Raw genomic sequence first — 25,955 nt, 5'->3', positions numbered from 1 at the left:
CTTAGGGTTAACGTGCCCCAAGCAAGAGGAAAACATGATGAATCTTCAGGATTGCTATGAAATTGGTTAGAATCTTCCGAAATGTTTATTCCTGCGTACTCAGGTTCTTGATCAGACGCAGACGATCTTCCTCAGACAGACTGTATTGAACTTGGAAACATCCCGAACATACATAGGTCAATACTTTAAACGGTGGTGACAATAGTGATCCTTCGCCTGAAGCTGCGTTAGCAACTGGCATGAAGTTATCCTGCGTTGTAGCTTGCGTACCTGCGAGAATCATGAATTCCCGGCAATTCGGGCACTCAGGCACTTCTTCCTGATGATCAAGTTGCTTCTGGACACCTTGTTCATACTGAATGAGGTCATTACCTTCATCCGCATATTTGGTCAACGTTCGCAATTCCGGCAATTTGAGTTCAACTTCATCCCCCCACAGATCTGAAAGATCCGTAGTCTGCTCCTCATCCTTTACATCATCCACATCATAGATGTCGTCCTCAGCTTCATCGTTCTCTTCATCACCGATGTTAATGTTGAGCGTTCGATATCCCTTTAATTCATTGTGGCAGTATGGACACTCTTCTTCAGGACCGAGTTCCTCATCCCATACAATTTCCGTGTGACACCAAGGGCATATTGTTGTTTCCATATTGAATCAACCTCTCTCTTTAAATCATCATGTATTCATTACATAGATCACACCGATGGCAAAAAACACGATCGATGCCGCAAACAGAATCCGTATCAATATCTTCATGACCGGTCCCCCTAGATAATGCTCGCGCCAATAACAAACGACAGCGAGACTGAAATAATCATGGATATCAATCCGACAGCTCGGTTATCCGATTCGATCTCCTTATCAATGGAGAACACGGGTGTCAGGAATTCGAACAAAAAATAGGCAATGAGCAGAAGGATAAACCCTACAAACGACCACGTCATGGCTTCATATACCGAAGATTTTGCTTGTATGCAGAACCGCAATACGTTGCAGATCCCGAAGATCTTACCTCCTGTAGCCATCGCAACGGCCACATTGCCCTTCTTGATCTCAGTCCAGCATTTATACTTAGTCACCAGTTCGAAGCAAGCCAGAAATACAAGCAGCTCCATAATCGCTACCGAGAAAAAACCGAGTACCATCCCCAAGGGATGAGATAGCAATTGGTCAATGCTTTCTATCACGCACCGTTCCCCTCTCCCCATCTGCGACCTTCATGAATAAGGTCGCAGAATATCATTGATTCATGGACCGGCTATTCCAATTCTGCGACGGTCACACCGTTCCCGCCTTCTCCGTAATTGCCCAGCCGGTAGCTTTTAATATGTTTATGCTTACGCAGGTAATCCTGAATACCGGAACGTAAAATTCCTGTACCTTTACCGTGAATAATATAAACTTGGCCCAGGTTGGCAAGGAAAGCTTCATCAATGAACCGATCTGTCTCCATCAGGGCTTCTTCCAGGTTGGTACCACGCAGATCCAATTCACTTTTCACATTGTCATCACGTGTACGTTTCATACCTGTTACCGGTTTTTGTTTCGGTTTGGCTGCGGGAGCCGACTGCTGCAGTTCCAGGTCATCCAGGGATACTTTCATTTTCATAATCCCCAGTTGTACCATAGCGTCTTTGCTGCCCGCCATCTCTACAACATGGCCTTTTTGATTCAAACTGTAGACAAGCACTTCATCACCAGGACCGATGGCACGAGTCTTCGGCGTGGTTGCCGTCTTCTTGACCGTTTTCCGGCGTTTCTCCGGTTCTGCCTCGTCCAGCTGTTTGCGGGCAGCAATGAGTTTGTGCTCCTTCACGGAAGCACCTTCTTCCATAGCCAACAGGCGAAGATCTGCTATAATCTTCTCCGCTTCCGCGCGAGCCTTTTCCACAATGCTGCGTGCATCTTCTTCTGCTTTTTCAATCCGGCGATCACGCTGCTGTTCCAGCTTCTCCAGTTCGGTCTGATGACGACTGCGTAATTTCTCCATATCCTGGCGCAAACTCTCTGCCTTCTCACGCTCTTGTTCAGCCGTAAGACGGTTCTCTTCAAGAGAAGCAATCATGTGCTCAATCCGTTGATCCTCTTCCTTCACTTCGCCACGGGCGTAGTCGAGAATGTAACCCGGCAGTCCCAGTCGCTCTGCAATGGCAAATGCATTACTTCGTCCAGGCACACCCACCAGAAGGCGATAGGTCGGGCTCAGTGTGTTGATGTCAAATTCCATGCTGGCATTAATGACACCTTTACGCTCATATGCGTATGCTTTCAGTTCACTGTAGTGAGTTGTTGCAACCATGCGACATCCCGTCCGGTGCATATGCTCCAGCATGGAGATCGCCAGTGCAGAACCTTCAGCCGGGTCTGTCCCTGCTCCAAGTTCATCGAGCAATACCAAACTTTTCGGCGTCATGTTTTTCAGAATGCGAATGATGTTGGTCATATGACTGGAGAAAGTACTCAGATTCTGCTCGATACTCTGCTCGTCCCCAATGTCTGCATAGATCGCATCAAATACACATAACTGACTGCCATCCTCAGCCGGAACAAATAAACCGGACATAGCCATCAGGCTCAGCAATCCAATCGTTTTGAGTGTTACCGTCTTACCACCCGTATTCGGACCTGTCACGATAATGGATGTGTAATCATTGCCCAGCTCAATATCGATTGGAACCACGTTTTCGATCGCAATCAGCGGATGCCGACCTTTTTTAAGTTTGATGAATCCGCGGTCATTCATGCGAGGCAATGTTGCTTTCAGTTCACGAGCCAGACGTGCTTTGGCAAAGATAAAATCAAGTGATCCCAGCAAGTCGACATCATACAACAGCCACTCTCCCTGCTCACTGACAAGTGCTGTCAATTTCTGCAAAATAATTTCTATTTCGCGTTCTTCCCGAATCCGGGTTTCGCGTAATTTGTTGTTCATTGCAACAATGGATTCCGGCTCAATGAACAATGTCGCACCCGAACCAGATTGATCGTGCACAATCCCGCCAAAGTACGAACGATATTCAGCTTTCACCGGGATAACAAAACGGTCTCCTCTGATGGTGATGAGCTGATCCTGAAGCATCTTGGATACGGTAGAGGATCGAATCATGGAATCCAGTTTTTCGCGAATCCGCGCTTCTCCGCCTCGCAGTTCACGACGAATCTGCGCCAACGTTACGCTTGCACTGTCGGCAACCTCTGCATTATCGTCAATACAGATTTTGATGGCATCCTCAAGCGTTTTTTGCTCTGACAGTTGATCACTGATATAGAACAAAGATTCGATGGGCTCATCTTCATGCAAAGTACCAATCTGACGTTTCAATCGCCGCGCCGCAAAGGTTGTATTGGATATTCCCAAAAGTTCGTGAGGGTTAAGTGTGCCTCCAATTTCAGCACGTTTGATGGAAGCCGTAATATCTACAATTCCTCCAAACGACGGTGAGCCTTTTAGACGATCAAATGTGAAGGCTTCATCAGTTTGCTGCAGCAACCGTTTCACTTCTTCAAGTTCACTGCTTGGTTCAAGTTGCTCCGCTTTCTTTTTTCCCATGGTTGTCTGAGCAAAGCTAAGCAATGTATTTAAAATTTTGCGATATTCCAGTGTGTGTAAAATTTTCGTGTCCAAGTGTACAACTCCTTCCAAACTATATCTGTATTATAACGAAAGAAACTTTCTTACGCTATTTAACGAATCCTTCCACACATAACTTCAACCATAGCACCACAAACTACAGGTGTCAGGACTGTGCAACCTCTCCATCCCCTTGGAGTTGCCCTGCTCAGTTCAATCCGAATAAAAGGAGGTAAACACCATGAATTTTCTGGGACATGTCGTGCGATTTATCATCGCTGCAATTGTATTAATGGTGGTTAGCTGGATCGTTCCCGGATTCGCCGTTGGTGGCTTCTGGAGCGCCCTGTTGCTTGCTCTCGTCATTGCCCTGCTCGGCTGGATCGTTGAAGGTATCTTCGGCAAAAGAGTCAACCCGTTTGGTCGCGGTATTGTCGGATTTATCGTTAGCGCACTGGTGATTTGGCTTGGTCAATATGTTGTAGATCATGTTGAAGTCAGCCTGCTCGGTGCCATTCTCGCTGCGCTGGTCATCGGGATTATCGATCTCTTCATCCCGGTATCCACCCCTTTTGATGCCGGACGAAGCTCCAAAAGTTAATCTCCACTTCACCTTAACGTCCCCATGAATTCTCCTAAACCTCTGAAGGCCCTGTGCCGGAAGGGGTTTATTTCATTCGGGCAGTACGCACGCTCTGCCGTACACGTTCAATTTTCAAAAAAACGACATACGCAGCGTGTACAGGCATCCACATATTGCGGTATGATGACTGGAGCAATCATTCAAATTTTATCCAAATCACGCTTTAAGGAGGCACATGATGAAGAAAGGCATAACATGGCTTGCTGCCTGTATGTTAATTCTGGTCCTCACTGCATGTGGAGGAGCGAAACAGTCCGCAGAATCTGGCAGCAATGGATCCGATGCTGATGCTGGAGTTACAGCCAGTGAAGAATTGGTCATCAAGGCGAGTAACTATGAATTCGATCAACATGAGTACCATCTTAAAAAAGGCGTTCCAGTCAACATTGTTTATGAAAATGAAAACGGAAATCACGGTATCCTTGTGCCTGAGCTGAATCTTCAACTGGATACCAGAAATAGCTCCAAAGTCATAACCCCGGACAAAGTTGGTGAGTTTGAAATGTCCTGTTCCGTCTTCTGTGGTTCAGGACACAGCAGCATGATCTCCAAAATTATCGTTGAAGAATAGTATTCAAGACAAGGAGCCCCCGCAGCGACGGGAGCTCCTTCTTTAGTATAACAAATTGTACCAGAGTACGTTGCCCACGAGCCAGTTCTGCTACATTCATTACGCTAGGTCTGGTCCTGTTCAATCAATTCAATCCATTCGTTATATTCCGTCTGCAATTTCGTATATTCATCATGCAACTGACGATATTCCGTGTTCAGCTGCTCTGCCTTCTCCTGCTCCATTTCACGTTCAACCTGTAACAAACGTAATTGATTGGCCGCTAGTTCGTAACGCTCCCCCATCTCAAGCAGTTCCGTTTCCATGATCTCTTTCTCTTGGGTCGCTTCTGCACGTAACTTGTCCAGCTGCTGTCGTTCTTGCTCCAGTCCCTCCAGCAACTCACTACTTGCCGCACTTTCTCTCTTCCAAACCGTCAGTTCATTCTCAAGTGCAGCCCAGCGTTCCTGCCAGGATTGTTCCTGAGCCGCCCATTCATCTGCACGGCGTTGCCATACCTGATCGTTCTGCTCTGCTTGTTCAACGCTTGAGCGAAGTTCTTCTTCACGTCTTGTCAACTGCTCCAGACGGGATGCCAACTCGGTCTGTTTGGCTGACAGTTCTTCGTATTTGATCTGCCACTCCAACGCTTCTTCCTCAGTCTGGGCTAGCCGGCTCTCTTGCTCCGAGTAGCGCTCGGAAAGTTTAGCTGAAGACTGTCTCGCTTCTTCAAGTGCGCTCACAATCTCTTGTTTCTCCTTGCTCAATTCATCCAGCTTGGAACTATAATTCTCTTCCCGTTGTAATGCATCACTGTAATCATTACGGATTTGTTTATAGTTATCCTGAAGTCGGTTCAGCTCTTCCCGAACAACATTTAGCTCAACTTCAAGCTGATTGCGTTTCTCTTCCAAAAGCTCTGCATCCTTCTGGTATTGCACAGCCTCTTCATGGTTGAAACGAGACTCTTCCTTCACCACGGACAATTCATCATGAAGGGATTGCACACCAGACTCCAACGTTTCATTTTGTTCAGCAACTTCAAGAATCTGATTCTCCAGGTCCCCGATCTCAGCCAATCGCTGCTCAGCAAGGTCCTTCCAGGACTGCTCACGTTCCGTAAGCGTGCCGATCTCATTCTGCAATGTACGCACCGCGGCATGAGCCTGTTCAAGCACCTTATGCAACCTACGCTGTTCCTCTTCCGACTTCACTTCAGCCTCACGAAGCTTTTGAACTTCCTGTTCAAGCTGTGCATGTTGCTCCTGAAGTTTGCGTAGCTGTGCTGTGAGAGAGGTTTCTCTATCCACAGTTTCATTATACTTCTGCTTCCATTGTTCCTGTGAATCACGGGATTGCTGGGCAGCCTGTTCCGTTTCACGCAGAAGCTCCTGCAACTGGGAACGGTCCTCTTTCAACTGCTCCAGTTGTTGCTCCAGTTCCGTGATTCGGCGAGTCTGAACTTCCTGCTCCTGTTTACGGACCCCATGCTCATGACGTAACGATTCCAATTGACCACGCTCGTGCTGAAGTTGCTGTTCTTGTTCAGCAACCATGTCCTGTGCACTGATGAGCTGGGTCATCACTTCTTCTAATTGCTCTTCGACATCTAATAGTCGAGTCTCCGCCTGTTTACGTTGTTCCTCAAGTTGCTGCTTGAGCTTGCCCTGTTCTTCTTGCAATAAGGCCTCTGCCGCCGCTTCGGCTTCTTTCGCCTGGGACGCTGCTGCTTCCTTGACTTGCTGTAATTGTTCCTCGAGGGCCGCTTCTTTCTCCATCCATTCGAGTTCCAACTGCTCGGATAACGCCTTAAACTCCGCATTCAACTGATTTATCTCAGTCAGGCGCTTCTGCTCCGCTTGTGCCTGCAAGTCAGCCCGTTCCTGATTCGCCTGATCCGTGAGCTCTTGTGTCTGTTGCAGCGCTTTTTCTTCAGCCTGTTGAAGACGAAGTTCCATCTGTTGCTGAAGTTCGTTATACTGTAGCGCTGCTTCTTCCTGAGCTTTCTTCAGATTGCTCTCTGCCTGCTCCAACTCGGACAAAATGGCCGACTCGGCTTCTTCCTTGGCTGTCTGAACCTGCTGCGCAGCTTTGGCTTCAATCTGTTGACGTTCTGCAACGGCACGGCTTTCGGCTTCTTTTAATTGAGCTGCAGTCTTGTCCTGCAGCTCTTTATATTGCGCCGCAGCTTTGGCCTGCGCCTGCTGCAATTCGGCTGCAGAACGGTTCTGAGCTTCTTTGAGCTGGGAAGCAGCCTGTGCCTGTGCATTTTTAAGCTGGTTAGCCGCTTTCTCTTCCATTTCCTTCAGCTGTTTCGTTCCCTTGGCTTCTGCTTCCTTCAGTTGTGCCGTCGCTTGGGCCTGCAATTTCTGCACTCGCTCCGTTGCTTGAGCGCGTTCTTGCTCCAGCAGCGTATTCAACTTGGCTATCTCTGAATTTTTGTCCAATTCGGACTTTTGCAACGCCTGCTCTGCTTCAATCTTCAGCTTTTGCAAATCAGCAAGAGCCTGGTCACGCCGTTCCAATTCTTGTTGATGTTCATTTTGTATGGCGTTTAACCGATTCAATTCGTTTCTCAGTTCTGTACGTTCTCCAGTAAGCATCTTCAGTTCATTACGGATTTCCTGAGTCTGAAGAGACTGTTCAGCCATATGTACAGCCGCCAGTACCGCAATACGCGGAGTATCCAGACGGGAATTTTGCTTGGAGATTGCGCCCATACGCTCATCTACCAGGTTAGCTACTTGTTTCATATAGTCGGCACTGCTGCCAACCAGTTTATAGGAAGTCCCGTAGATCTCTACGGTGACGCGTGTACGATCAGGTGTAGTCACAGTTGTGCCCTCCTTCAAGTCTGTATGTTGATTCTAAGCTGTAATCACAAAAAAGTCACATCGATCCTCTAATGCTAAGGATTCGATGTGACTTCAAACAATTCCTGCTAATCTTTGTTCAAAAAATCTTCTTTTGTCCTATTTGCGCAATTCCGCTCCGAATTGCTCTTCCAGACGAGCCACTACACGGGCATGAACTTCAGTAACTTCCTCATCGGTCAGTGTACGTTCACGATTCCGGTATACCAGTGCCATCGCCACGCTTTTCTTGTTTTCACCCAGTTTACTGCCAGTAAACACATCGAATACCTGTACGTTTTGTAACAATTCACCCGCCGATTCACGAATGGCGCGAAGCATATCTCCAGCTTCAATATCCTCATTCACAACAACCGCGATATCACGTTCCATGGCTGGGAAACGCGGAAGTTCACGATAACGAATGTCAGCGTCTGCTTCGTTGTAGATTGATTCAAGTGCAATCTCTGCGATGTACACATCATTTAGATCATACTGCTGTTGCAGTTCCGGATGCAATTGACCCAATGTACCGATCAATGTGCCTTCCCCGCCATCCTTGCCTTCCAGATAAACCGATGCGGAACGTCCCGGATGGAATCCTTCAGGGCTGTTTGCTACCAAGCGAATGCGTTGTTCAAGCCCCACATAGGCGAACAGATGCTCAAGTGCACCTTTCAGATCGAAGAAGTCTACTTTCTCTGCTCCAACATTCCACTGCTGGCTTGCACGATTCCCGGTGAGCAGCAAGCCCAGTACCGGAATCTCATGCGGTTGCTTGGTCAGCTGATCTTCTTCGGTGAAGAACACATTGCCCACTTCAAATACAGCCAGTGAATCCTGTTTACGGTTCATGTTATACACCGCTGCATCCAGCATTTGCGGCAAAATACTCGTACGAAGCACACTGCGGTCCTCACTCATAGGCATCGCGAGTTTCACGGCTTTACTGCCTTGTGTCAACGCCGGGAACAATGTCGCTTTATCCGGGTGTACAAAGGAGTAACTGATCATTTCCTGCCAGCCACTGCCGGAGAGCAATCCACGAATGGTGCGACGCATCGCTTGAGAGCGTGTATATGCCCCTGGAGTCGTTGGTCCTTCAATCCATGTGGTTGGAATGTTGTCGTATCCGTACAGGCGTGCAATCTCTTCAAACAAGTCTACGTCGAGCGTAATATCCCCTCTGCGTGTTGGTACTTCCACATCCAGCAATCCTTGATCGGCATCACCACATGCAAAGTGCAAACGAGCGAAGATGGTTTTTACCTCAAGCAAAGACAGATCGGTTCCCAGATAACGATTCAGTCTATCCAGCGACAATTGAATTACACGTTTCTCCGCAGCTTCAGCTCCAGCTTCCAAGATTCCTTGGTGCACTTCACCTTCAGCATAACGCTGAATCAGTTCAGCTGCACGATCCAAAGCCGTAATGACCGCACCCGGATCTACTTCCTTCTCAAAACGCATGCTTGCTTCGGAACGCAGCCCCAGTTGGCGCGACGTTTTCCGAACGGTTCCGCCGTCGAACTTGGCGGACTCCAAGAGCAGATTCACCGTGCCTTCCGATACCTCGGAATTCTCGCCACCCATAACCCCAGCGATGGCTACAGGTTTCACGCCGTCCGTAATGAGCAACATGTGCGGCTCCAGCTTACGCTCCTGTCCATCCAGTGTAACAATCGTTTCGCCTTCGTTGGCCATCCGCACTTCAATATGGCCCTTTTCCAGCTTATCCGCATCAAATGCATGTAGCGGTTGACCGTATTCAAGCATGACATAGTTCGTGATATCAACGATGTTATTGATTGGGCGAACACCTGCCGCCATCAGACGGTTTTGCATCCACAGCGGGGAAGCACCCAGCTTAATGCCGGTTACATAACGAGCTGCATAGTGACTGCATTGCTCCTGTGCCTTAATCTCTACAGAGATATGATTCGCAGCTGCATTACCAACTTCAACCAGTTGGTCTTTGGGACTCGGCAGCTTCACTTCACGACCCAGGATGGCACCCACTTCATAAGCTGCACCACGCATGCTGAGACAGTCGGAACGGTTTGGTGTCAGGTCCAGTTCAAGCACATGATCGTCGAGACCAAGAACCTGGCTGATTGGCGTGCCAACCTCCGTTTGTTCTGGCAGAACGAGAATACCTTCCTGCTGATCTTTCGGCAGCAATTTGTCGTTCATGCCCAGCTCTTTGGCGGAACAGATCATGCCAAGGGAGACAACACCGCGCAGTTTGGCTTTTTTGATATCCAATCCACCAGGGAGCTTCGCTCCAACCAGGGCTACGACTACTTTTTGGCCAGCATCCACATTTTTCGCACCACACACGATCTGCAGATCTTCTTCTTGGCCGGCATCGATGACACATACATTCAGTTTGTCTGCATCGGGATGTTTCTCCTTGCTCTTCACATAACCTACAACAACTTTATTCACGCCCTTGTTGCGGTTCTCCACTACATCAATTTCGACACCCGCACGGGTGATTTTCTCCGCCAATTCCTGTGGCGTCACACCTTCAAGGGAAATATAATCAGACAGCCAATCTGTCGATACTCTCATGGACGTTCACTTCCTTCATCTATAAATTGGTATTCCCGGTTCATAACGCTTGCTCTATATACGTTAATCTATTTATTGTAAAGTTACAGCCGTCCGAATTGCTTCAGGAAGGTCAGATCACTGTTGTAGAAGTGACGGATATCATCGACACCATACTTCAGCATGGCGATACGTTCTACGCCCATACCAAATGCAAAACCACTGTATTTCTCCGGATCATAACCACCCATTTCCAGTACTTTCGGGTGAACCATACCGCCGCCCAAAATTTCAAGCCAGCCTGTTTGCTTACATACGCGACAGCCGCTGCCGCCACATTGTACACAAGTTACATCCACTTCCGCACTTGGCTCTGTGAAAGGGAAGAAACTTGGACGCAGACGAATTTCTGTGTGGGAACCGAACATTTCGCGCACGAATTGCAGCAGGGTTCCTTTCAGATCGCTCATACGAATGTTTTCGCTGATGACCAATCCTTCAACCTGGTTGAATTGAAAAGAGTGCGTCGCATCATCATCATCACGGCGGTATACTTTACCTGGGCAGATGACTTTGACAGGCACTTCGCCCTTCATGCTCTGCATGGTACGTACTTGAACCGGAGACGTATGGGTACGCATCAACAAGTCTTCTGTAACATAGAAGGAATCCTGCATATCGCGCGCCGGGTGATTCTTCGGCAGATTCAATGCTTCAAAGTTGTAATAATCCATTTCGACTTCAGGACCTTCCGCAACGCGGTATCCCATACCGATGAAAATATCTTCGATCTCCTGTACCACTTTGGTCAGTGGATGCAGTCCGCCTTGACGTCCACGACGTCCTGGCAGAGTTACATCAATTTTCTCGGATTGCAGACGTTTCGCCGTCTCTTCCTTCTGGAACTGATCCTGCTTGCTGTCGATAACTTCCTCAATGGCAGCTCGAACATCGTTGGCTACTTGACCAATAACCGGACGTTCCTCTGCACTAAGTGCACCCATTCCGCGCAAAATCTCAGTCAATGCACCCTTTTTCCCCAAATACTTTACACGCAGATCACCGAGCGTCTGCGGATCATTCACACCAGACAACTGCTCCAGCGCTTCGATCTTCAATGCCTCTAAACGTTCTTTCATGTGTAATTGCCCCCTTTTTGTGGTGTTTTTGCAACAAAAAAAGGCCTTCTCTCCCCTGAAGGGACGAAAAGACCGTGGTACCACCCTTGTTAGACATCCATTGCTGCGTGGCCTTCTGGCCTGCAACTGGTTCTGTCTCACTTTGTACGGAATAACGACCGTTAACCGTTTGCCCCTACTGTTGCCTCTGTGTCTGCACACAAACAGGTTCAGGGAACCGCTTCGGAGTGAATTTCGGCAGCCTTGTTCTACAGAAACGCTCTCAATCTACGGCGCTTCCTCCCTGTCCAGAGGCACTGCTTACTTATCTCCATCATCACGTTTCTTTGTTAGTTAAACCTCTAGAGGTTGTCAAAAAGTCCGCTTTTGATTACGAATGATGCCTGGCGGCATCATCAGCATCGAATATGGCATTCAGCCGAAATGTCCGTTGCTCACGTAGTTTTCCCTACGCTCCGCTACTCCATTTCTATCTTCATCCCATCTTCTTGGTACTGAAAACCGATCTTTTTGAACACATACCCATATCGATGTAATCATCGATGATCGTTCATAATTATATGCAAAATAGTTCGAAATAGCAAGCCGTCCATGTTCTAATTTATGCTTGCACCCTTATCTTTCAATTGTTTCAGGCGCTGCTGGATTTCGCGAATCTCAGCTGCCTCGACTGCTCGCTCATTCGAATGCTCGGGCTGTGTCAGACTGTCTTTTCCAGCAGTGCTTACAGGAGACAGCAACTCCGATAGTCGCATCTCCAATCGTAACCGCTCATCATCGGATTCACGGGTCTCCAGCGCCACCTCCCGAAGTTTGGTGGACTGCTCCCAATCCGACACACCTCCTTCAAACAGAGTTGCTGTGCCACCAGTCTCCAGATCGCATAACCGATTCGCGAGTGACTTCGTCAGCATCCGGTCATGGGATACAAGCACCAAAGCACCTGAAGCCTGTTTTAATACATTCTCCATGACTTCCTGGGTATCGATGTCTAGGTAGTTTGTCGGTTCGTCCAGCACCAGCAGATTTGCTCCGCCAAAATACAGTCTCAGAAATGCCACTCTGCACTTTTCCCCCATGCTCAAATCCCCAATGTGCTTGAACACATTGTCTCTGGAAAAAAGGAAACATCCCAGAATGGTACGTGCCGCACTTTGTGTCATGGATGGAAGGGTAAGCAAGCTGTCCAGCAACGTCAGATTTTCGGGAAGCCCTTCCAGCTCCTGTGAAAAGTAACCGATTTTCAGCTGTGGATGCCGTGTGACCTTGCCTTGCAAAGGTTCCAGTTCACCAATCATCAACTTCAACAGTGTTGTCTTGCCCGTTCCATTAGGACCCCGTACAGCAAGCCGATCTCCACGTTCCAAAGTAATCCGAAGATCCCGCAGCAATAGTTTGTCTCCCGTATATGAAAAACTCACCTCTTCCAGCGCAAGCAGCTGGCGTGCAGCCAGTGGATTCATCTGTAATTCCATGTTCAATTTTGCAGCTTCACGAGGTTTATCCACCCGTTCCCGCTCCAAACGTTCCAGCTGTTTTTGTTTCGCATGGTATCGTGAAATATTTTTGTTGGCTTTGGCCTTGTAGAAGCTCTGGGTGATCTTCACCTCCACATCGGTTGCCGAATTATGCGCTTTATGGAACCATTCCTGATAATTTCGAATCGTTTCTTCCAGCGCCTTACGTTCCAATTCCTGCCTGCGGTAGATCGTTTCCTGTTCGCGTAATTCACGCTCTTTGTGGATCTTGTAGTCGGAGTATCCGCCCTTGTATTTGGTCAGGGCATCTGGACTGAACTCAATGACGCCTGTTGCTACCTGATCAATAAACGTACGATCGTGTGATACAAATAACAGCGTACCTTCATATGAGGATAACCACTCTTCAAGCCAGCGCATGCTTCCCTCATCCAGATGATTCGTCGGTTCATCCAGGATCAGGAATTTGGGTTTACTGACAAGCAGCCCCGCCAAACGAGCCTTTGTTTTTTGTCCACCGCTCAAAGAATGATAGGGTCTATTCCAATGCTCTGCGGATAATCCAAGGCGAGTCAGTACTTTCTCTACCTCAGTCTCCCACATATAACCGTTCAACTGTTCATATTGCTCCATCACCTGTGTATAAGCTGCAAGCAGTTCTTCATCCGCTTCAGTGCTGATGCTCAGACGTTGTTCCAGTTCTTCCAAGTTCCGTTTTACTTCATAGATCTGACCGCTCTCACGCCGGACCGCATCCAGTACATTCATCCCGGCCTCAATCTCCGAGCGCTGGCGCATGAACCCCCATTCCTGCTGAGGGATATGACGTTCTATCCGTCCGCCACCATGCTCCTCACCCAAAATGATGCGTAACAACGTTGTCTTGCCACATCCGTTTCGACCCAAAATGGCGAGTTGTTCGCCCTCATTAATCTCCAAATTCAATCCTGTAAACAATTCATTACCGTTCCACTCTTTTGATACTTCATGTAAGCGTACCAATGTCATCATGAGGCCTCATCCTTCCTGCATCCTTTTTGCTGAACAAAAAAAACCGCTGGCATCAGCCGGCGGTTTGGCAATTCAGGGTTGGATCAAGCATTCAAAGACAGATCTAAGGTAAGCTACGGCATGAACAAAGAAACCCCAAACACAGGGTACACGTAAACCTTCGAGGCTTACTTGTTCCATACCTTTTCCCATAGCTGAATTTGGACACACGAATCCCCTCATTGCTCAGCCGCTCTGGCTGACTGCGTTATAAAACCGTCTGCAGTTAACTGGGGTTCAATTCATGTGTTTTACTTCATGGGACGTATGGTTACCTCTCATTCATGTGTAGTATCAATTTCTCCGTTATTGTACCAGATCATTGTAAAAAAGCAAAGGGTATATAAATTAAACTAAAGAATACTTACTTACTGGCCACTACGAAAACAGAACAACCTTCTGCTCGCTGTTACCACGGGATTTCCTTTAGCGCAATAAAAAAAGTCCTTGCATCGCAAGGACTCCGGTACTGCTTCGTTAAGCGGGTGATGGGAATCGAACCCACGCTATTAGCTTGGAAGGCTAAAGTTCTACCATTGAACTACACCCGCATGATTGAAGATTTTATTGTTAAGTTCCTTAGGAATTTAACAGTGATTTTACAAATAATAATATACCATGATCCTCTATAGCATGCAAGTCATATTTCCCATTTTTTTCATTACGCATCCATCAAAAAAAGCAGGAGCACCCTCGCGCCCCCGCTGTTCCCTATCCTGTAGGCTTATCCACATCTCTCAAAAACTGCTTTTCAAATTCAGCGGCTTTAATCGGTTTACTGAAGAAATAACCCTGTGCCTCGTGACAGTGTTGATTGCGAAGAAAGACCATCTGATCTTCGTTCTCCACGCCCTCAGCTGTGACTTTCAGCTGTAAATGATGCGCCATTGAAGTGATGGTAGATACAATCGCGGCGTTATTGCTGTCTTCCATGACTTCATTCACAAATGAACGGTCAATCTTGAGCCGATCAATCGGCAGATCCTTCAGATAGTGCAACGAGCTGTATCCCGTTCCAAAATCATCAATACTGATATGCACACCAATTTCTTTGATTTTGCGCAATTGTTCGAATGACCGGTCTTTATCAAATGTCATGCTCTCTGTAATCTCCAGTTCAAGCCATACAGGCTCTAGTCCCGTCTCTTTGAGAATGCCATTGATATTGTCCAACAAATGGGAGTGCCTGAATTGTCTCATCGACAGATTCACCGAAACACACAGTTTACGATAACCGGCTTCCTGCCACTGTTTGTTCTGTGCACACGCTTCACGAAGCACCCATTCGCCAAGTGGCACAATGAGCCCACTCTCTTCAGCCAGAGGAATAAATTCCGCCGGAGATACCGAGCCTCGCTGCGGATGCTGCCAACGCACCAAGGCTTCCATGCCAACGATTAGCCCACTTTGCAGATTAACCTGCGGCTGGTAGACCAAGTAAAACTGACCTCGATCCAACGCCTTGCGCAGATCATTCTCAAGCTGCAAGCGCTCCTGTGCCTTCATCTGCATCGCATGGGCAAAACGATTCAGTTCCATTCCTTGTTCCTTGGCACTGTGCAAAGCCGTATCTGCATTCTGAATAATCTCCAGTGGTGACTCCCCATCATGTGGGAAAATGGCCATCCCGATTCCAAGTGTAAGATGATACTCATTGCCATCAACCAAGACGGGCTTCTCAAAAAGTTGCAAAATGGATCTTGTCCGACGCAACGCTGTATCGGTTGAACTGAAATCTGTCATCGTTAATGCAAACTCATCTCTTCCCAATCCAAAGACTTCTTCTCCTGGAAGTGACAAATGTTTCAGTCGTTGACCTACCTGACGCAAAACCCGATTAGCTGCTTGCTGTCCGAGCGAATCATTAATGGTTTTGAACCGATTAATATTCAGGACCAATACACCAACAAGCTGTTCCTGCACCACGGCATCATCCATCATCTTTTTCAACCGCTGGGAAAGGCGACGACGGTTGGGAAGTCCCGTTACATCATCATGATGAGCAATATAGTTCATCTTGGCTTCCGCGACCTGCTGTTGCAGGAAAGGTGTGTCCACAACGGACGTATATAGGCCTTTTTGAATGAAAAAATACGCCATGCAATTACTCAGCAATCCTAACAGCAAATTGAGATCGTTCACCCCAGTTGCTGAAACAAAATAACATTCACCAAAAAAGAAACACAGAATGCCACATAGAATGGTTGGTAGATCACCATCTTTGGTTTTTTTCCACTGCACAAACAAAAGAACTGCAATAATGCCATAGAGCAATCCGACCATAAAATGAACTCGGGTGAAGATACCACCAAGCACTTCCCCATCAAGCATACTTGGTAACATGCTCCATTCCTGGATAGCCAGTATGTACAAAATAACAAAGGTACCCAATGTCCCACTGAACAGTAAGAATTTGCGTGGTAATGCAATTTCTTTCTCATTTAAGGTATACACGAGCAGTAAACCTACGGAACATACCAAAGATCCCATGGTTGACATCATTAAGGAGAACTCCGATTCCATCATGGCTCCATTAGGAATCTCTTCTGCAAATGAAACAATATGAACCAGTTCAAACAGACCAATCAATAAAAAGAGTGTTGTCAATAATGTCCTCCGAAGAGTTAGCTTCTGTGTCCGAAACAACCAGCTTTGATTGTAGATGCCGATACAAGCCGCCGCCGCAGCGAATCCACCCAAGAGTGTCAAAACCGGGTAACCCGATATGATCAGATCAGAGCTTGAAGAAGAACGAAACCATTGACTTGCGAGGAAACACAATAAGCCGCACACAGCGACCCAACTTATTTTTCTCTGATCTTGCAGATTAACCTTCATGCCGTGTTTTCCTTCCCGGGATCACCTATCCTGAATTACATTAACCAAACCTAACAACTTACTACACGATTCGACAAAAAAAATATTAACCAACGTTCAATTCACATGCATACACATGCTATCTGGTACATAATAACATTTAATTTTGTATACGTGAACTAAAAAATAGTTACTCCTAGGAATATTTATTCATAAATATAGAGAAAAACAAGGCATTAAGAACTAAAAAAACATGGATCTCCATTTAGAGTCCATGTTTTCCTATTTTACAACTGTATTTCAGACTATATTACTTATCAAAATTCACTTCTGGTGTTGTTAATTTATCATAAAAATCAACAACCTTATCCTTGTCTTCCGATGAGCGAATCGCCATCGCTGAACGTGGATGCTCGTCCAACGCACCTGTAATCATGTAAGGCAGAATGTAACCCCATTCTTCTTTTTCTCTCAGTGGAACCATCAGCTGTTCCAATACACCAAGTACTGGACGCAGATTGTATTTCGTTCCTTTCAGATGAGCTACGAGCAATTCGGTTGGACAGTTTCCTGCCGCACGTCCCATGCCATACACAGAAGCATCAAGCAGTTCGACGCCAAGTTCTGCCGCAACCAATGTGTTAGAAAACGCAAGCTGCATATTATTATGTGTGTGAACACCAAGACGCTTGTTAGGCAAGTGAGTCTTGAACTTCTCTACCAGGTATTTCACATCATTATGGTCCAAGCTACCGTAGGAGTCTACAATGTAAACAACATCCACAGCACTTTCTTTGATCAATTCAAATGCTTCCAGCAACTCATTCTCCATAACATTGGAGAGTGCCATAATATTAAGTGTAGTTTCATATCCACGATCATGGAATGTTTGAACCAGAGCAAGTGCCTTGTCCACATCTTTGCTGTAGCAGGCAACCCGGATCAGATCCAGCATGCTCTCACTGCGAGGCAAGATATCATTTTCGTCCACACGACCTACGTCAACCAGAGCAGACAGTTTGGTATTTCCTTTTTGAGGAATAACTTTACGCAGGAAATCATCGTTCAGGAAACGCCATGGTCCTGCTTCCTCGGCACCTTTAAGCAACTTCGGAGAGTTCTTATATCCAATTTCCATATAATCAACGCCAGCTTCATTCAATCCAGCATACAGCTGTTGAACAAAGTCCACGCTAAAGTCCCAATTATTCACCAATCCGCCATCACGGATCGTACAATCTACAATTTTGCAATGATTTGTCTTCATTAATGTCTGCTCCTTTTCTGACCAACTTGTGTATTCCTCTCATGATACTTGAACGTGACAAGAAAAGTAAAGGGATTCCGGACTTATTTACTTCGATAAGATCTCCAGATTCGGTCAATCTCAACCATATCGGAACGATCGGGAGCTTTCTCTCCATAACGAACGGCATTATACGCATCTGGCAGTCTCGCAGACAGCTCATCTTCTTCTACCTTCACACCATTCTGAATAATGGTCTGTGCAGCCTCCAGCGGAGTATGCGTCCCCTGTATTACCACGCCTCGATGAGCTGCTTTTTCAATCCAAGTCCGATAGTAATACCGAACACGTTCGGCATCCTGTGCAGGGGGCGCTTCTTTCTTCCGAAACCAATTCTTTCGGACTTTTGCTGGCGCATCAAGCGTCTCACTGACATCGATATACTCCGTCCGTGGTTCCGCCTTCTTTTCACCGGGTTGTAACATCCCCTTGAATCGGTCCATAAGTCTGTTTATCGTTTTTTGACCCAACCTCAGAAGCAGCCACAGGATTGCTCCTGCTACAGCACACATCACTACCCATCCGAGGATGTTCCAGAAGACTGAGGGCTCGGATGGCGGCTCTCTCCAGTCATTCGGTATATTTAACTGCTGATTGGGGTTGTCCATTGGTAATCGTGGCTCCTCGCCGGAAATCGGACCAAACCATCCCCTGATCCATGCGAGCAAGCGATCACGTAGCGGTCCCAGCCAGGCAGCCAGACTTGGGAAAGCACCAATCGCGACGATAACAATAAACATCCACATGAACCGCTGATGATTCGCACGTGCAAAATCTCTTAATACCAATCTTCTCTTGCCGTCATTGAGTATTGCCTGATCCAGTTGCAGCATATATCGTCCAACCAGCCAAAAGGCAAAGCTGATCACTCCCGCAATATAAATCCATAGGGTGTAGGTTCGTATCGGCTGCATGAATTCTAACGAGTTCGAAGCAATCATAAGCACGATCGCACTGATTACACCCATAATCTGCAAGCGCCATAACAACACAGAATGAAAGACTGGCTGGAAGGTCAGACCTGCATAAGCCGAGATGACTCCACACAGTACCAATGTGATGATATCCGGCAACGGGAGAATGAGGCTCATCCCAACAACGAGTGCAAAGAGAAATCCTATGACGAGTGCCGTTACTCCACGAATGAATGTACTCTTCTCGCTAAAACCTGGAATTTTATGTTGAATGAACTGTCCTAACCAACCTACAAGAATGACCAGGATGAATAATGTGAACGGCAAATGTTCCATTGCGTAGAATGAAGCAAGCGTAAATATCGGAAAAAGGTAGATGCCAGCCATCAAGACGGCAAGCATTGCTATGAGTCCTTTGGTCGTCGCTACCGGTCTGTTCCTCATGCACTCACCGCCTTTGTATTACCCTTCACGTCCTCTACCGGGAGAATCGTTACACGATGTCCTTGTTCGTGCAGACGTGCAATCTCGTGCTCCATAGCGGCAGATACATAGGATGTAATCAGCAGATAGCTGCGGATTTGCTGTGCTTCTTCATTCAGACGTACTTCATCATTCAGGAATTGCTCCATGGGCACCATGCATTTCAACTCTGTCTCAGCCATAGCTTCCAGTAACCGTTCCAGATGAGGCGTGCCATAATCCGGCTCAATCCGAAGTGTATCGCGGCCTCCACCCACATGATAACCATTATGGGCGAAGCCTGCCGGCAACCCTCTACCAATGGCATCCACTGCAGCCGTGGCAGCATAACGGAGTGCCCGTTCAATCTTTTCCGGTCGAGTGACTACACTCCACATATCTGCAGATTCTTGAATGTTGACTACAATCCAGGACTGCGGATCAGCTGTCCATCCCTGTTTGTAGACCTGTAATTCACCTGTACGTGCACTCGCTTTCCAGTGGATACGATTCATGGGGTCTCCTGCACCATAAGGCCGAACACCCAGGATCAAGAACGGATCTTCAACGATCCATCGTGATACTTCCACTTCTCCCTGCCATACCTGATAAATTGCAGGAAGATCCTCTGCATTCACTAATGAAGGATACACAATCATAGACATTTGCAAAGGAATCGGTTTGGTGGAACGCCACACGCCAAAGAGATCCCCACCTGTCATCGTTGCTGTATTTAATGGATAAATTCCACGCTGAGTACATGTAAAAGGATGCTTACGCGTAATACGAGTAAACGGTTTTAACGTAAAAATACTCTTATGGTTCTGATAGATTTCGCCTTGACTAATATCCATACCTGAGCCGGAACGAAATACAAACGACACTGGCATCATCGATTCAAGTCTGAGCCACGGAACAGAGACTCGTTTCTCATTCGATATCGTCTCCACCATCTCAAGTTCATCTCCAGCGTAACAACGCAGCTTGCTGAATTGTCTGCTGTACTTGAGTTTTCGCAGTGCAGGTCGTCCAAACCACACACCATGTATAACTACGACAATGCCTCCAACAAGGACAAGCCATAATAATGCCATAAGATTAACGCCCGCTTGTAGCGAGATTCTCCGTAGGCACTTCTGTCTGATTCAGAAGTTCCTGGATGATACGCTCAGCCAAGCCCTCTTGTTGTCTGATCCGGTTACGGAATACAAGTCGGTGGGCCAGCACAGGTTCCGCCAGCACTTTAATATCATCAGGTAAAACAAAATCTCTGCCATGCAGTGCAGCCCAAGCCTGACTTGCCTTGAGTAATGCCTGAGCCCCTCGTGGACTTACGCCAAGCGAGAGCTCGGGATGTTGCCTTGTCGCTTCGGTTAACTGAATGATATATCGCAGCAAATCTTCGTTGATTTGCACTGTTTTATACGTATCCTGCGCCTTCAAAAGTTCTTCACGACTGATCACTGCCGAGAGATCATCAACTGAACGACTGGCTACCGTACGTCTCAAAATTTCTACACTCTCTTCACTGCTTGGATAACCCATGCGAATTTTCATCATAAAACGATCCATCTGCGCTTCAGGTAGTGGAAAAGTTCCCTGGTTATCTACAGGGTTCTGGGTAGCGATAACGATAAATGGCCGTTCCAGCTGTCTCGTTGAACCGTCGATACTGATCTGGCGCTCTTCCATGCACTCCAGCAAGCTTGATTGTGTACGCGGTGTAGCACGGTTAATCTCATCAGCTAGTACAAGATTGGCAAACAAGGGGCCGGGTCGGAATTCAAAATCCCCTTCTTTTTGATTAAAAAAATGAATCCCTGTTAAGTCAGAGGGCAGCAAGTCCGGTGTAAACTGTATCCGTTGGAATGTGCAGTCCAATGAAGAGGCTACCGATTTGGCAAGCATCGTTTTCCCGGTACCCGGTACATCCTCCAACAGCACATGTCCTGACGCTATGATGGCTGTCATCACCAGCTCTATGGTATGCTCTTTTCCCACAATCACTTTTCCCACGTGATCCATCAGTTGTTGATTCATTTGTTCCATTCCTTGGATTTCCATCTGCATCTCATCCTTCCGTTATGGAGCTTATGTATTCGCATTCATTACTAACTATAACCCTAATTGGCAACATAAAACAAAGGAGTTGGCAAATGGCCAACTCCTTGACTCCCCGCTTTTCTCAAAATACCAAGGGTAACATAATCATAAACTGCGTTCCTTCGCCCTTTTTGCTATCCACAGAGATGGTGCCTCCATGGTTCTTGATGATTCGGTAACTCACCGAAAGTCCAAGCCCCGTTCCGCTCTCCTTGGTCGTGAAGAATGGATCAAACAAACGTACAAGCGTATTATGGTCCATTCCATGACCGTTATCCGCGATGGAGATCTGCACAAACTTGTTTTCCGTAGCGGTAGATATTCGAATTAAACCCGTATGTTCTTCGCCAACTTCCTCAATGGCATCCATTGCATTTTTCACCATATTCAAAATAACCTGCTTAATCTGTTTGACATCAATGGACACATTCAGCGGGGCATCCCCTTCATCCAGTATAATCTCGCATCCCTTCATCAAACCTTCGCTTTCGGTCAGCAAGACCACCTCTTTGAGCAAAGAGTCGACGGACATCACGGTCTTCTGTGGAGCTGACGGTTTGGAAGAATTCAAAAATTCGTAGATGATGTCATTCGCCCGATCAATCTCCGTCAGTATGATTCGAGCGTACTCGTCTTTGCCGAGCTGCAGCAAATGGGGCCTGAGCAATTGGATGAACCCACGGATTGCAGTCAACGGATTACGAATTTCATGAGCAATAGATGCTGAAATTCGCCCCAGCATCGCAAGTTTGTCATTTTGATAAGCGGTCTGTTCAATTTGTTTATAATCAGATACATCTTTGACGCTGAACAAGAAGTCGCCATCCATCTGATCACCGTACGTCACAGTAACCAGCCAATGCCTTCCGTATTCATCAATCAACTCATGATAGCGCTTACGGTGAAAAATAGTTTCCCGATAGATACGTAAAATTTTCTTTTTCTTGAATCGGCTCATCTGCGGATGATGCAGCATTTGCATCAGGGTGCAGCCGCTCAACAGACTTCTTGGAAGTTCCAACAACTTTGCCATCTGAACGTTAATAAACGTCAATACACCGTGACTGTCAAACAACATAATACCGCTATCCAGATGTTCCAGTACATTCTCGTACTTGTTGTTATCCAGATGCACAGGCGGGAAACCATCCGTTGGTTGAGGCACTGTATCCTGAAATTCACTAATCATGTCAGGTTCCTCCTTTTCACGTAAATGATAAACTTGCCATTCGGACATCATATCATCACAGAAACAGGAAGGGCCGATTTTATTTTTCATTACCGGTGCCCTTTCGTTGGGGGGCTGAGCCGAAAATATGGATGGCATGGCCGGAACTCAAGCTGGTCTATTCCCGGTAACCAACAGTCGATCCGGAAAATCATATACGTTTGTCCCATTCTGACCTTCTCCTATTCCCAAACACGAACATTTTTTTTGCTCCGCCTCTTTTGCAAGTCTGTTTTTATCATAGACAAGTTTATAGAAGAGAGTCAATCGGAGAAAGTGTCGAATGGAAATTATTTTAAAAAAAACCTCGAACTAGTTCCAGAATACAGCACAAAAACGAAGCCGTTTCACCCAATAGGCAAATCAGCTTCGTTTTTAATATCTTTAATTTGTGATATATCCGAGTTCATCTATAGTCCGGTCTTATTATGCTGAATTTTCAGTCTGCGCTGACTCATCACAGCTAATCGACGTTTAAGTTCGCTTTCCCACTTCTCGTCTTTGGTTTCCTTCGCGAGCCTGAGCAAATCCAGAGCCATATCAATCTGGCGCTGCACAATAACCATGGCATCCTCGCTCTCACGGTTTACACAGTTTTCAAAAATCGCATCCTCATCTTCTGTAACATAATCTTGAAAGTCGATCTCGGATGCACCGTCTCCATGCGCATATTCAGCCAGAATTTCATATTCATTTTCCACTTTATAATGCACCTCAACCCGGTGACACACCGGGCAAAACAGCAGGGGAACATTATGAACCTGGGTGCGGTAATGCTTCAGCGTGCCCTTCGTTCCAACCATACTTGCCCCACAACAGTAACTCATTTTTGTTCACCCTCCTTATTACGTGCCGGGACTTTTTTGTTAAAATGCCATCCCGTACACTTCCAGCACTTCCGAAAAGGAATAGTTCCATCAGTGTATCACATTCATGTACAGATTATAAATGCAGAGCACCGGAATATTTACCGGGTTTCCATACCCTATTCGCCTTAAAGGCCATCAATTCCTCTTTCAACAGATAAAAAGAAGACTTTCTTCTAATATATTATTAACACGCTTAGCTGCTTGTTCAAACACTTTTGATTAACTTCGTAATAACTTCCGGCAAAAGGGTGCAAAAAGCCCTCAATCCCTAACGGGATGAGGGCTTGAACAAAAAACGTTCAAGTTAATCTGGCTTACAGGTTATTGTCGCCTGGTTTCCAGTTCATTGCACACAATCCGCCGGATTGCAGTGCTTGCAGTACGCGAAGTGTTTCTTCAACACTACGGCCTACATCGTTGTGGTTAACCACTTGATATTTCAATTCGCCTTCTGGATCGATGATGAACAAGCCGCGCAATGCTACGCCTTCTTCTTCGATCAGAACCCCGTAATCTTTAGCCACTTGCTTCGTGATGTCAGAAGCCAGCGGGAAGTTCAATTGACCCAAACCATTGCTGTCTACTGGTGTGTTGATCCATGCTTTGTGGCTGTGTACGGAGTCTACGCTCACGCCAAGGATTTCTGTATCCAAAGCTTTGAATTGCTCGGAAGCAACGCTCAAAGCTGTAATTTCAGTTGGGCACACAAATGTGAAGTCCAAAGGATAAAAGAAGAATACAAGCCATTTGCCACGATAATCGGACAGTTTAACGGAACCAAAGTCTTGTCCGTCTCCCGATACTGTTTCCATTGCGAAATCCGGTGCTGGTCTACCTACCAAACGTTCTGCCATAACTAAAAATTCCTCCTTTGGGATTATGTAAGCATCCTTGCGGATTGCTCATCATCAAGAAAAACGCGTACGCTTTTCCTGTAATTAAAATGATTTGATACTTGATAACAAGTACAAGTAAAATGTTATCATCCGGACTTCCCAAAGTCAAGATTATAAACATTATTTTTTTATAATCATTATAAATAAGGATTTTTCGTGGCAAAAATGATAAAGGAACAGCCCTCTGTACATTCCATAACTGGAAACAAAGGGCTGCCATGTTGTTGGTAATATAATTACGCCTGTTTCTGAATAGCCGCTACGATCAAATCGCCCATCTCGGTCGTGCTGATCGCTGTGCTCTTGTCTACAGCAATATCACTTGTGCGATGTCCTGCGTTCAATACATCCGACACAGCTGCTTCAATGGCATCTGCACCCTCTGCATAACCAAAGGTTGTGCGGAACATCAACGCCAAAGAAAGAATGGTTGCAATCGGATTAGCGAGGCCTTGACCTGCGATATCTGGTGCAGAACCGTGTACCGGCTCATAGAGTCCGAAGCTGCCTTCTCCCAGTGATGCAGATGCAAGCATACCGATGGAGCCAGTCAGCATCGCTGCTTCATCACTCAAGATATCTCCGAACATGTTTTCCGTTACGATGACATCGAAGCTGGACGGACGACGCAGCAATTGCATCGCGCAGTTGTCTACCAGTACATGCTCCAGTTCAACATCCGGATAATCTGGTGCTACCCGGTTCACGACTTCACGCCAGAGACGGGAAGTTTCCAATACGTTGGCTTTGTCTACAGAAGCCAGCTTTTTGCGACGTCCTTGCGCAATTTCGAATGCCTGACGAACGATCCGCTCCACTTCTGTTACATTATACGCACATGTATCTACTGCCTCTTCGCCCTGTGCACTTTCACGTCTGAACTTCTCACCAAAGTAAATACCACCTGTCAACTCACGTACCACCATCAGATCTGTACCTTCCAGGACTTCAGGCTTCAGAGTTGAAGCATCCTTCAGGCAATCAAATACGACAGCTGGACGCAGGTTGGAGAACAATCCAAGTGCTTTGCGAATACCCAGCAGGCCTGTTTCCGGACGAAGCTCCTTGCTGTTGTTATCCCATTTTGGACCGCCAACTGCTCCAAGCAGGACTGCGTCTGCACTTTTACATACAGTCAATGTTTCTTCAGGAAGAGGTGTACCCTTCTCATCAATTGCGATTCCGCCAAACAGCGCATGCTCTGTCTCAAAACGATAACCGAATACTTCCTCCGTACGTTTAAGAACTTTCTCAGCCTCAGCTACGACTTCAGGGCCGATTCCGTCACCAGCAATAACTGCAATTTTTTTCACATCTGCCATTGGGTTGTCCACTCCTTATATTTCATTCATTAATTATTCATAAAGTAACGTCTCATATTAACTCTCTCTTTTGTATCATATTCCAAGGTCATTTGACCAAGATATACAATCTATGACTTTAATAGATTTTACCTATAAGCCAATAGAGATTGGCCTTTCCAAGTTGTTCTGACCTCCCGGCTGGGTTAAAATATAGCT

18 protein-coding genes and 1 tRNA gene are annotated in these 25,955 nt (G+C 46.6%); 2 read left to right on the top strand and 17 right to left on the bottom strand.

The window, feature by feature from the left end; genetic code table 11:
- Positions 1–85: 85 nt before the first annotated feature.
- From NZ043_RS18160 to NZ043_RS18150, 3 genes are all read right to left on the bottom strand, one after another.
- The gene (locus NZ043_RS18160) at positions 86–652 is read right to left on the bottom strand and encodes a hypothetical protein (protein ID WP_133384124.1); all 567 of its coding nucleotides are present in this window, start codon (positions 650–652) and stop codon (positions 86–88) included.
- Positions 653–771: 119 nt separating this feature from the next.
- On the bottom strand, positions 772–1,212 hold the full coding sequence (locus NZ043_RS18155) for a DUF350 domain-containing protein (protein WP_082219034.1): 441 nt from the start codon (positions 1,210–1,212) through the stop codon (positions 772–774).
- A gap of 50 nt (positions 1,213–1,262) precedes the next feature.
- On the bottom strand, positions 1,263–3,629 hold the full coding sequence (locus NZ043_RS18150) for an endonuclease MutS2 (RefSeq protein ID WP_091032771.1): 2,367 nt from the start codon (positions 3,627–3,629) through the stop codon (positions 1,263–1,265).
- 187 nt (positions 3,630–3,816) lie between these two features.
- On the opposite strand from NZ043_RS18150, the gene NZ043_RS18145 reads away from it, so the two are divergent.
- Together NZ043_RS18145 and NZ043_RS18140 are read left to right on the top strand one after the other, a co-directional pair.
- Positions 3,817–4,176: a phage holin family protein gene (locus NZ043_RS18145; protein ID WP_017689637.1), complete on the top strand. Its 360-nt coding sequence runs from the start codon at positions 3,817–3,819 to the stop codon at positions 4,174–4,176.
- 220 nt (positions 4,177–4,396) lie between these two features.
- A complete protein-coding gene (locus tag NZ043_RS18140) occupies positions 4,397–4,789 on the top strand; it encodes a cytochrome C oxidase subunit II (RefSeq protein WP_091032773.1) in 393 nt (130 codons plus the stop codon).
- Positions 4,790–4,893: 104 nt separating this feature from the next.
- Here the strand turns inward: NZ043_RS18140 and NZ043_RS18135 are convergent, their stop codons facing one another.
- From NZ043_RS18135 to leuB, 14 genes are all read right to left on the bottom strand, one after another.
- Entirely contained in the window at positions 4,894–7,602 is a 2,709-nt protein-coding gene (locus tag NZ043_RS18135) for a cell division protein ZapA (protein WP_091032776.1), read from the bottom strand.
- A gap of 138 nt (positions 7,603–7,740) precedes the next feature.
- Positions 7,741–10,194: a phenylalanine--tRNA ligase subunit beta gene (pheT, locus tag NZ043_RS18130; RefSeq protein ID WP_091032778.1), complete on the bottom strand. Its 2,454-nt coding sequence runs from the start codon at positions 10,192–10,194 to the stop codon at positions 7,741–7,743.
- An 83-nt stretch (positions 10,195–10,277) separates the two neighbouring features.
- Entirely contained in the window at positions 10,278–11,312 is a 1,035-nt protein-coding gene (gene pheS / locus NZ043_RS18125; protein WP_017689641.1) for a phenylalanine--tRNA ligase subunit alpha, read from the bottom strand.
- A gap of 596 nt (positions 11,313–11,908) precedes the next feature.
- Positions 11,909–13,801, bottom strand: a complete 1,893-nt coding sequence (gene abc-f / locus NZ043_RS18120; RefSeq protein ID WP_339309029.1) for an ABC-F type ribosomal protection protein — start codon at positions 13,799–13,801, stop codon at positions 11,909–11,911.
- A 519-nt stretch (positions 13,802–14,320) separates the two neighbouring features.
- Positions 14,321–14,391: transfer RNA gene (locus NZ043_RS18115), tRNA-Gly, on the bottom strand.
- A gap of 160 nt (positions 14,392–14,551) precedes the next feature.
- The gene (locus NZ043_RS18110; protein ID WP_091032783.1) at positions 14,552–16,678 is read right to left on the bottom strand and encodes an EAL domain-containing protein; all 2,127 of its coding nucleotides are present in this window, start codon (positions 16,676–16,678) and stop codon (positions 14,552–14,554) included.
- A gap of 289 nt (positions 16,679–16,967) precedes the next feature.
- The gene (locus NZ043_RS18105) at positions 16,968–17,924 is read right to left on the bottom strand and encodes an aldolase catalytic domain-containing protein (RefSeq protein WP_047842252.1); all 957 of its coding nucleotides are present in this window, start codon (positions 17,922–17,924) and stop codon (positions 16,968–16,970) included.
- A gap of 83 nt (positions 17,925–18,007) precedes the next feature.
- Positions 18,008–19,321, bottom strand: coding sequence for a DUF4129 domain-containing protein (locus NZ043_RS18100; RefSeq protein ID WP_133384122.1), 1,314 nt, complete (start codon positions 19,319–19,321; stop codon positions 18,008–18,010).
- Entirely contained in the window at positions 19,318–20,433 is a 1,116-nt protein-coding gene (locus NZ043_RS18095) for a DUF58 domain-containing protein (RefSeq protein ID WP_047842250.1), read from the bottom strand. Before NZ043_RS18095 ends, NZ043_RS18100 begins: the two co-directional genes overlap by 4 nt.
- 4 nt (positions 20,434–20,437) lie before the next feature.
- Entirely contained in the window at positions 20,438–21,403 is a 966-nt protein-coding gene (locus NZ043_RS18090) for a MoxR family ATPase (protein ID WP_047842249.1), read from the bottom strand.
- A gap of 121 nt (positions 21,404–21,524) precedes the next feature.
- Complete coding sequence (locus tag NZ043_RS18085; RefSeq protein WP_133384121.1) at positions 21,525–22,631, bottom strand: PAS domain-containing sensor histidine kinase; 1,107 nt, start codon at positions 22,629–22,631, stop codon at positions 21,525–21,527.
- Positions 22,632–23,080: 449 nt separating this feature from the next.
- On the bottom strand, positions 23,081–23,497 hold the full coding sequence (locus NZ043_RS18080) for a hypothetical protein (RefSeq protein WP_017689649.1): 417 nt from the start codon (positions 23,495–23,497) through the stop codon (positions 23,081–23,083).
- 356 nt (positions 23,498–23,853) lie between these two features.
- Positions 23,854–24,393, bottom strand: a complete 540-nt coding sequence (locus NZ043_RS18075; RefSeq protein WP_091032840.1) for a peroxiredoxin — start codon at positions 24,391–24,393, stop codon at positions 23,854–23,856.
- Positions 24,394–24,671: 278 nt separating this feature from the next.
- A complete protein-coding gene (gene leuB, locus NZ043_RS18070) occupies positions 24,672–25,757 on the bottom strand; it encodes a 3-isopropylmalate dehydrogenase (RefSeq protein WP_133384120.1) in 1,086 nt (361 codons plus the stop codon).
- Between the last annotated feature and the right edge of the window lie 198 nt (positions 25,758–25,955).

Origin of the sequence: Paenibacillus sp. FSL k6-2145, from assembly GCF_037976585.1 — a bacterium.
Classification (GTDB): domain Bacteria; phylum Bacillota; class Bacilli; order Paenibacillales; family Paenibacillaceae; genus Paenibacillus.
Note: the sequence above shows the minus strand (reverse complement) of the source record. Positions and strands in the feature narration are given on the sequence as shown.

Bases quoted from the DNA above. Each gene is read 5' to 3' on its own strand.
- NZ043_RS18140 (WP_091032773.1), top strand. From the start codon at position 4,397: ATGAAGAAAGGCATAACATGGCTTGCTGCCTGTATGTTAATTCTGGTC.
- NZ043_RS18100 (WP_133384122.1), bottom strand. From the start codon at position 19,321: ATGAGGAACAGACCGGTAGCGACGACCAAAGGACTCATAGCAATGCTT.
- pheS (WP_017689641.1), bottom strand. From the start codon at position 11,312: ATGAAAGAACGTTTAGAGGCATTGAAGATCGAAGCGCTGGAGCAGTTG.
- NZ043_RS18075 (WP_091032840.1), bottom strand. From the start codon at position 24,393: ATGGCAGAACGTTTGGTAGGTAGACCAGCACCGGATTTCGCAATGGAA.
- NZ043_RS18085 (WP_133384121.1), bottom strand. From the start codon at position 22,631: ATGATTAGTGAATTTCAGGATACAGTGCCTCAACCAACGGATGGTTTC.
- abc-f (WP_339309029.1), bottom strand. From the start codon at position 13,801: ATGATGACATTGGTACGCTTACATGAAGTATCAAAAGAGTGGAACGGT.
- NZ043_RS18090 (WP_047842249.1), bottom strand. From the start codon at position 21,403: ATGGAAATCCAAGGAATGGAACAAATGAATCAACAACTGATGGATCAC.
- NZ043_RS18155 (WP_082219034.1), bottom strand. From the start codon at position 1,212: ATGGGGAGAGGGGAACGGTGCGTGATAGAAAGCATTGACCAATTGCTA.
- NZ043_RS18145 (WP_017689637.1), top strand. From the start codon at position 3,817: ATGAATTTTCTGGGACATGTCGTGCGATTTATCATCGCTGCAATTGTA.
- NZ043_RS18105 (WP_047842252.1), bottom strand. From the start codon at position 17,924: ATGAAGACAAATCATTGCAAAATTGTAGATTGTACGATCCGTGATGGC.
- pheT (WP_091032778.1), bottom strand. From the start codon at position 10,194: ATGAGAGTATCGACAGATTGGCTGTCTGATTATATTTCCCTTGAAGGT.
- NZ043_RS18080 (WP_017689649.1), bottom strand. From the start codon at position 23,497: ATGAGTTACTGTTGTGGGGCAAGTATGGTTGGAACGAAGGGCACGCTG.
- NZ043_RS18160 (WP_133384124.1), bottom strand. From the start codon at position 652: ATGGAAACAACAATATGCCCTTGGTGTCACACGGAAATTGTATGGGAT.
- leuB (WP_133384120.1), bottom strand. From the start codon at position 25,757: ATGGCAGATGTGAAAAAAATTGCAGTTATTGCTGGTGACGGAATCGGC.
- NZ043_RS18110 (WP_091032783.1), bottom strand. From the start codon at position 16,678: ATGAAGGTTAATCTGCAAGATCAGAGAAAAATAAGTTGGGTCGCTGTG.
- NZ043_RS18095 (WP_047842250.1), bottom strand. From the start codon at position 20,433: ATGGCATTATTATGGCTTGTCCTTGTTGGAGGCATTGTCGTAGTTATA.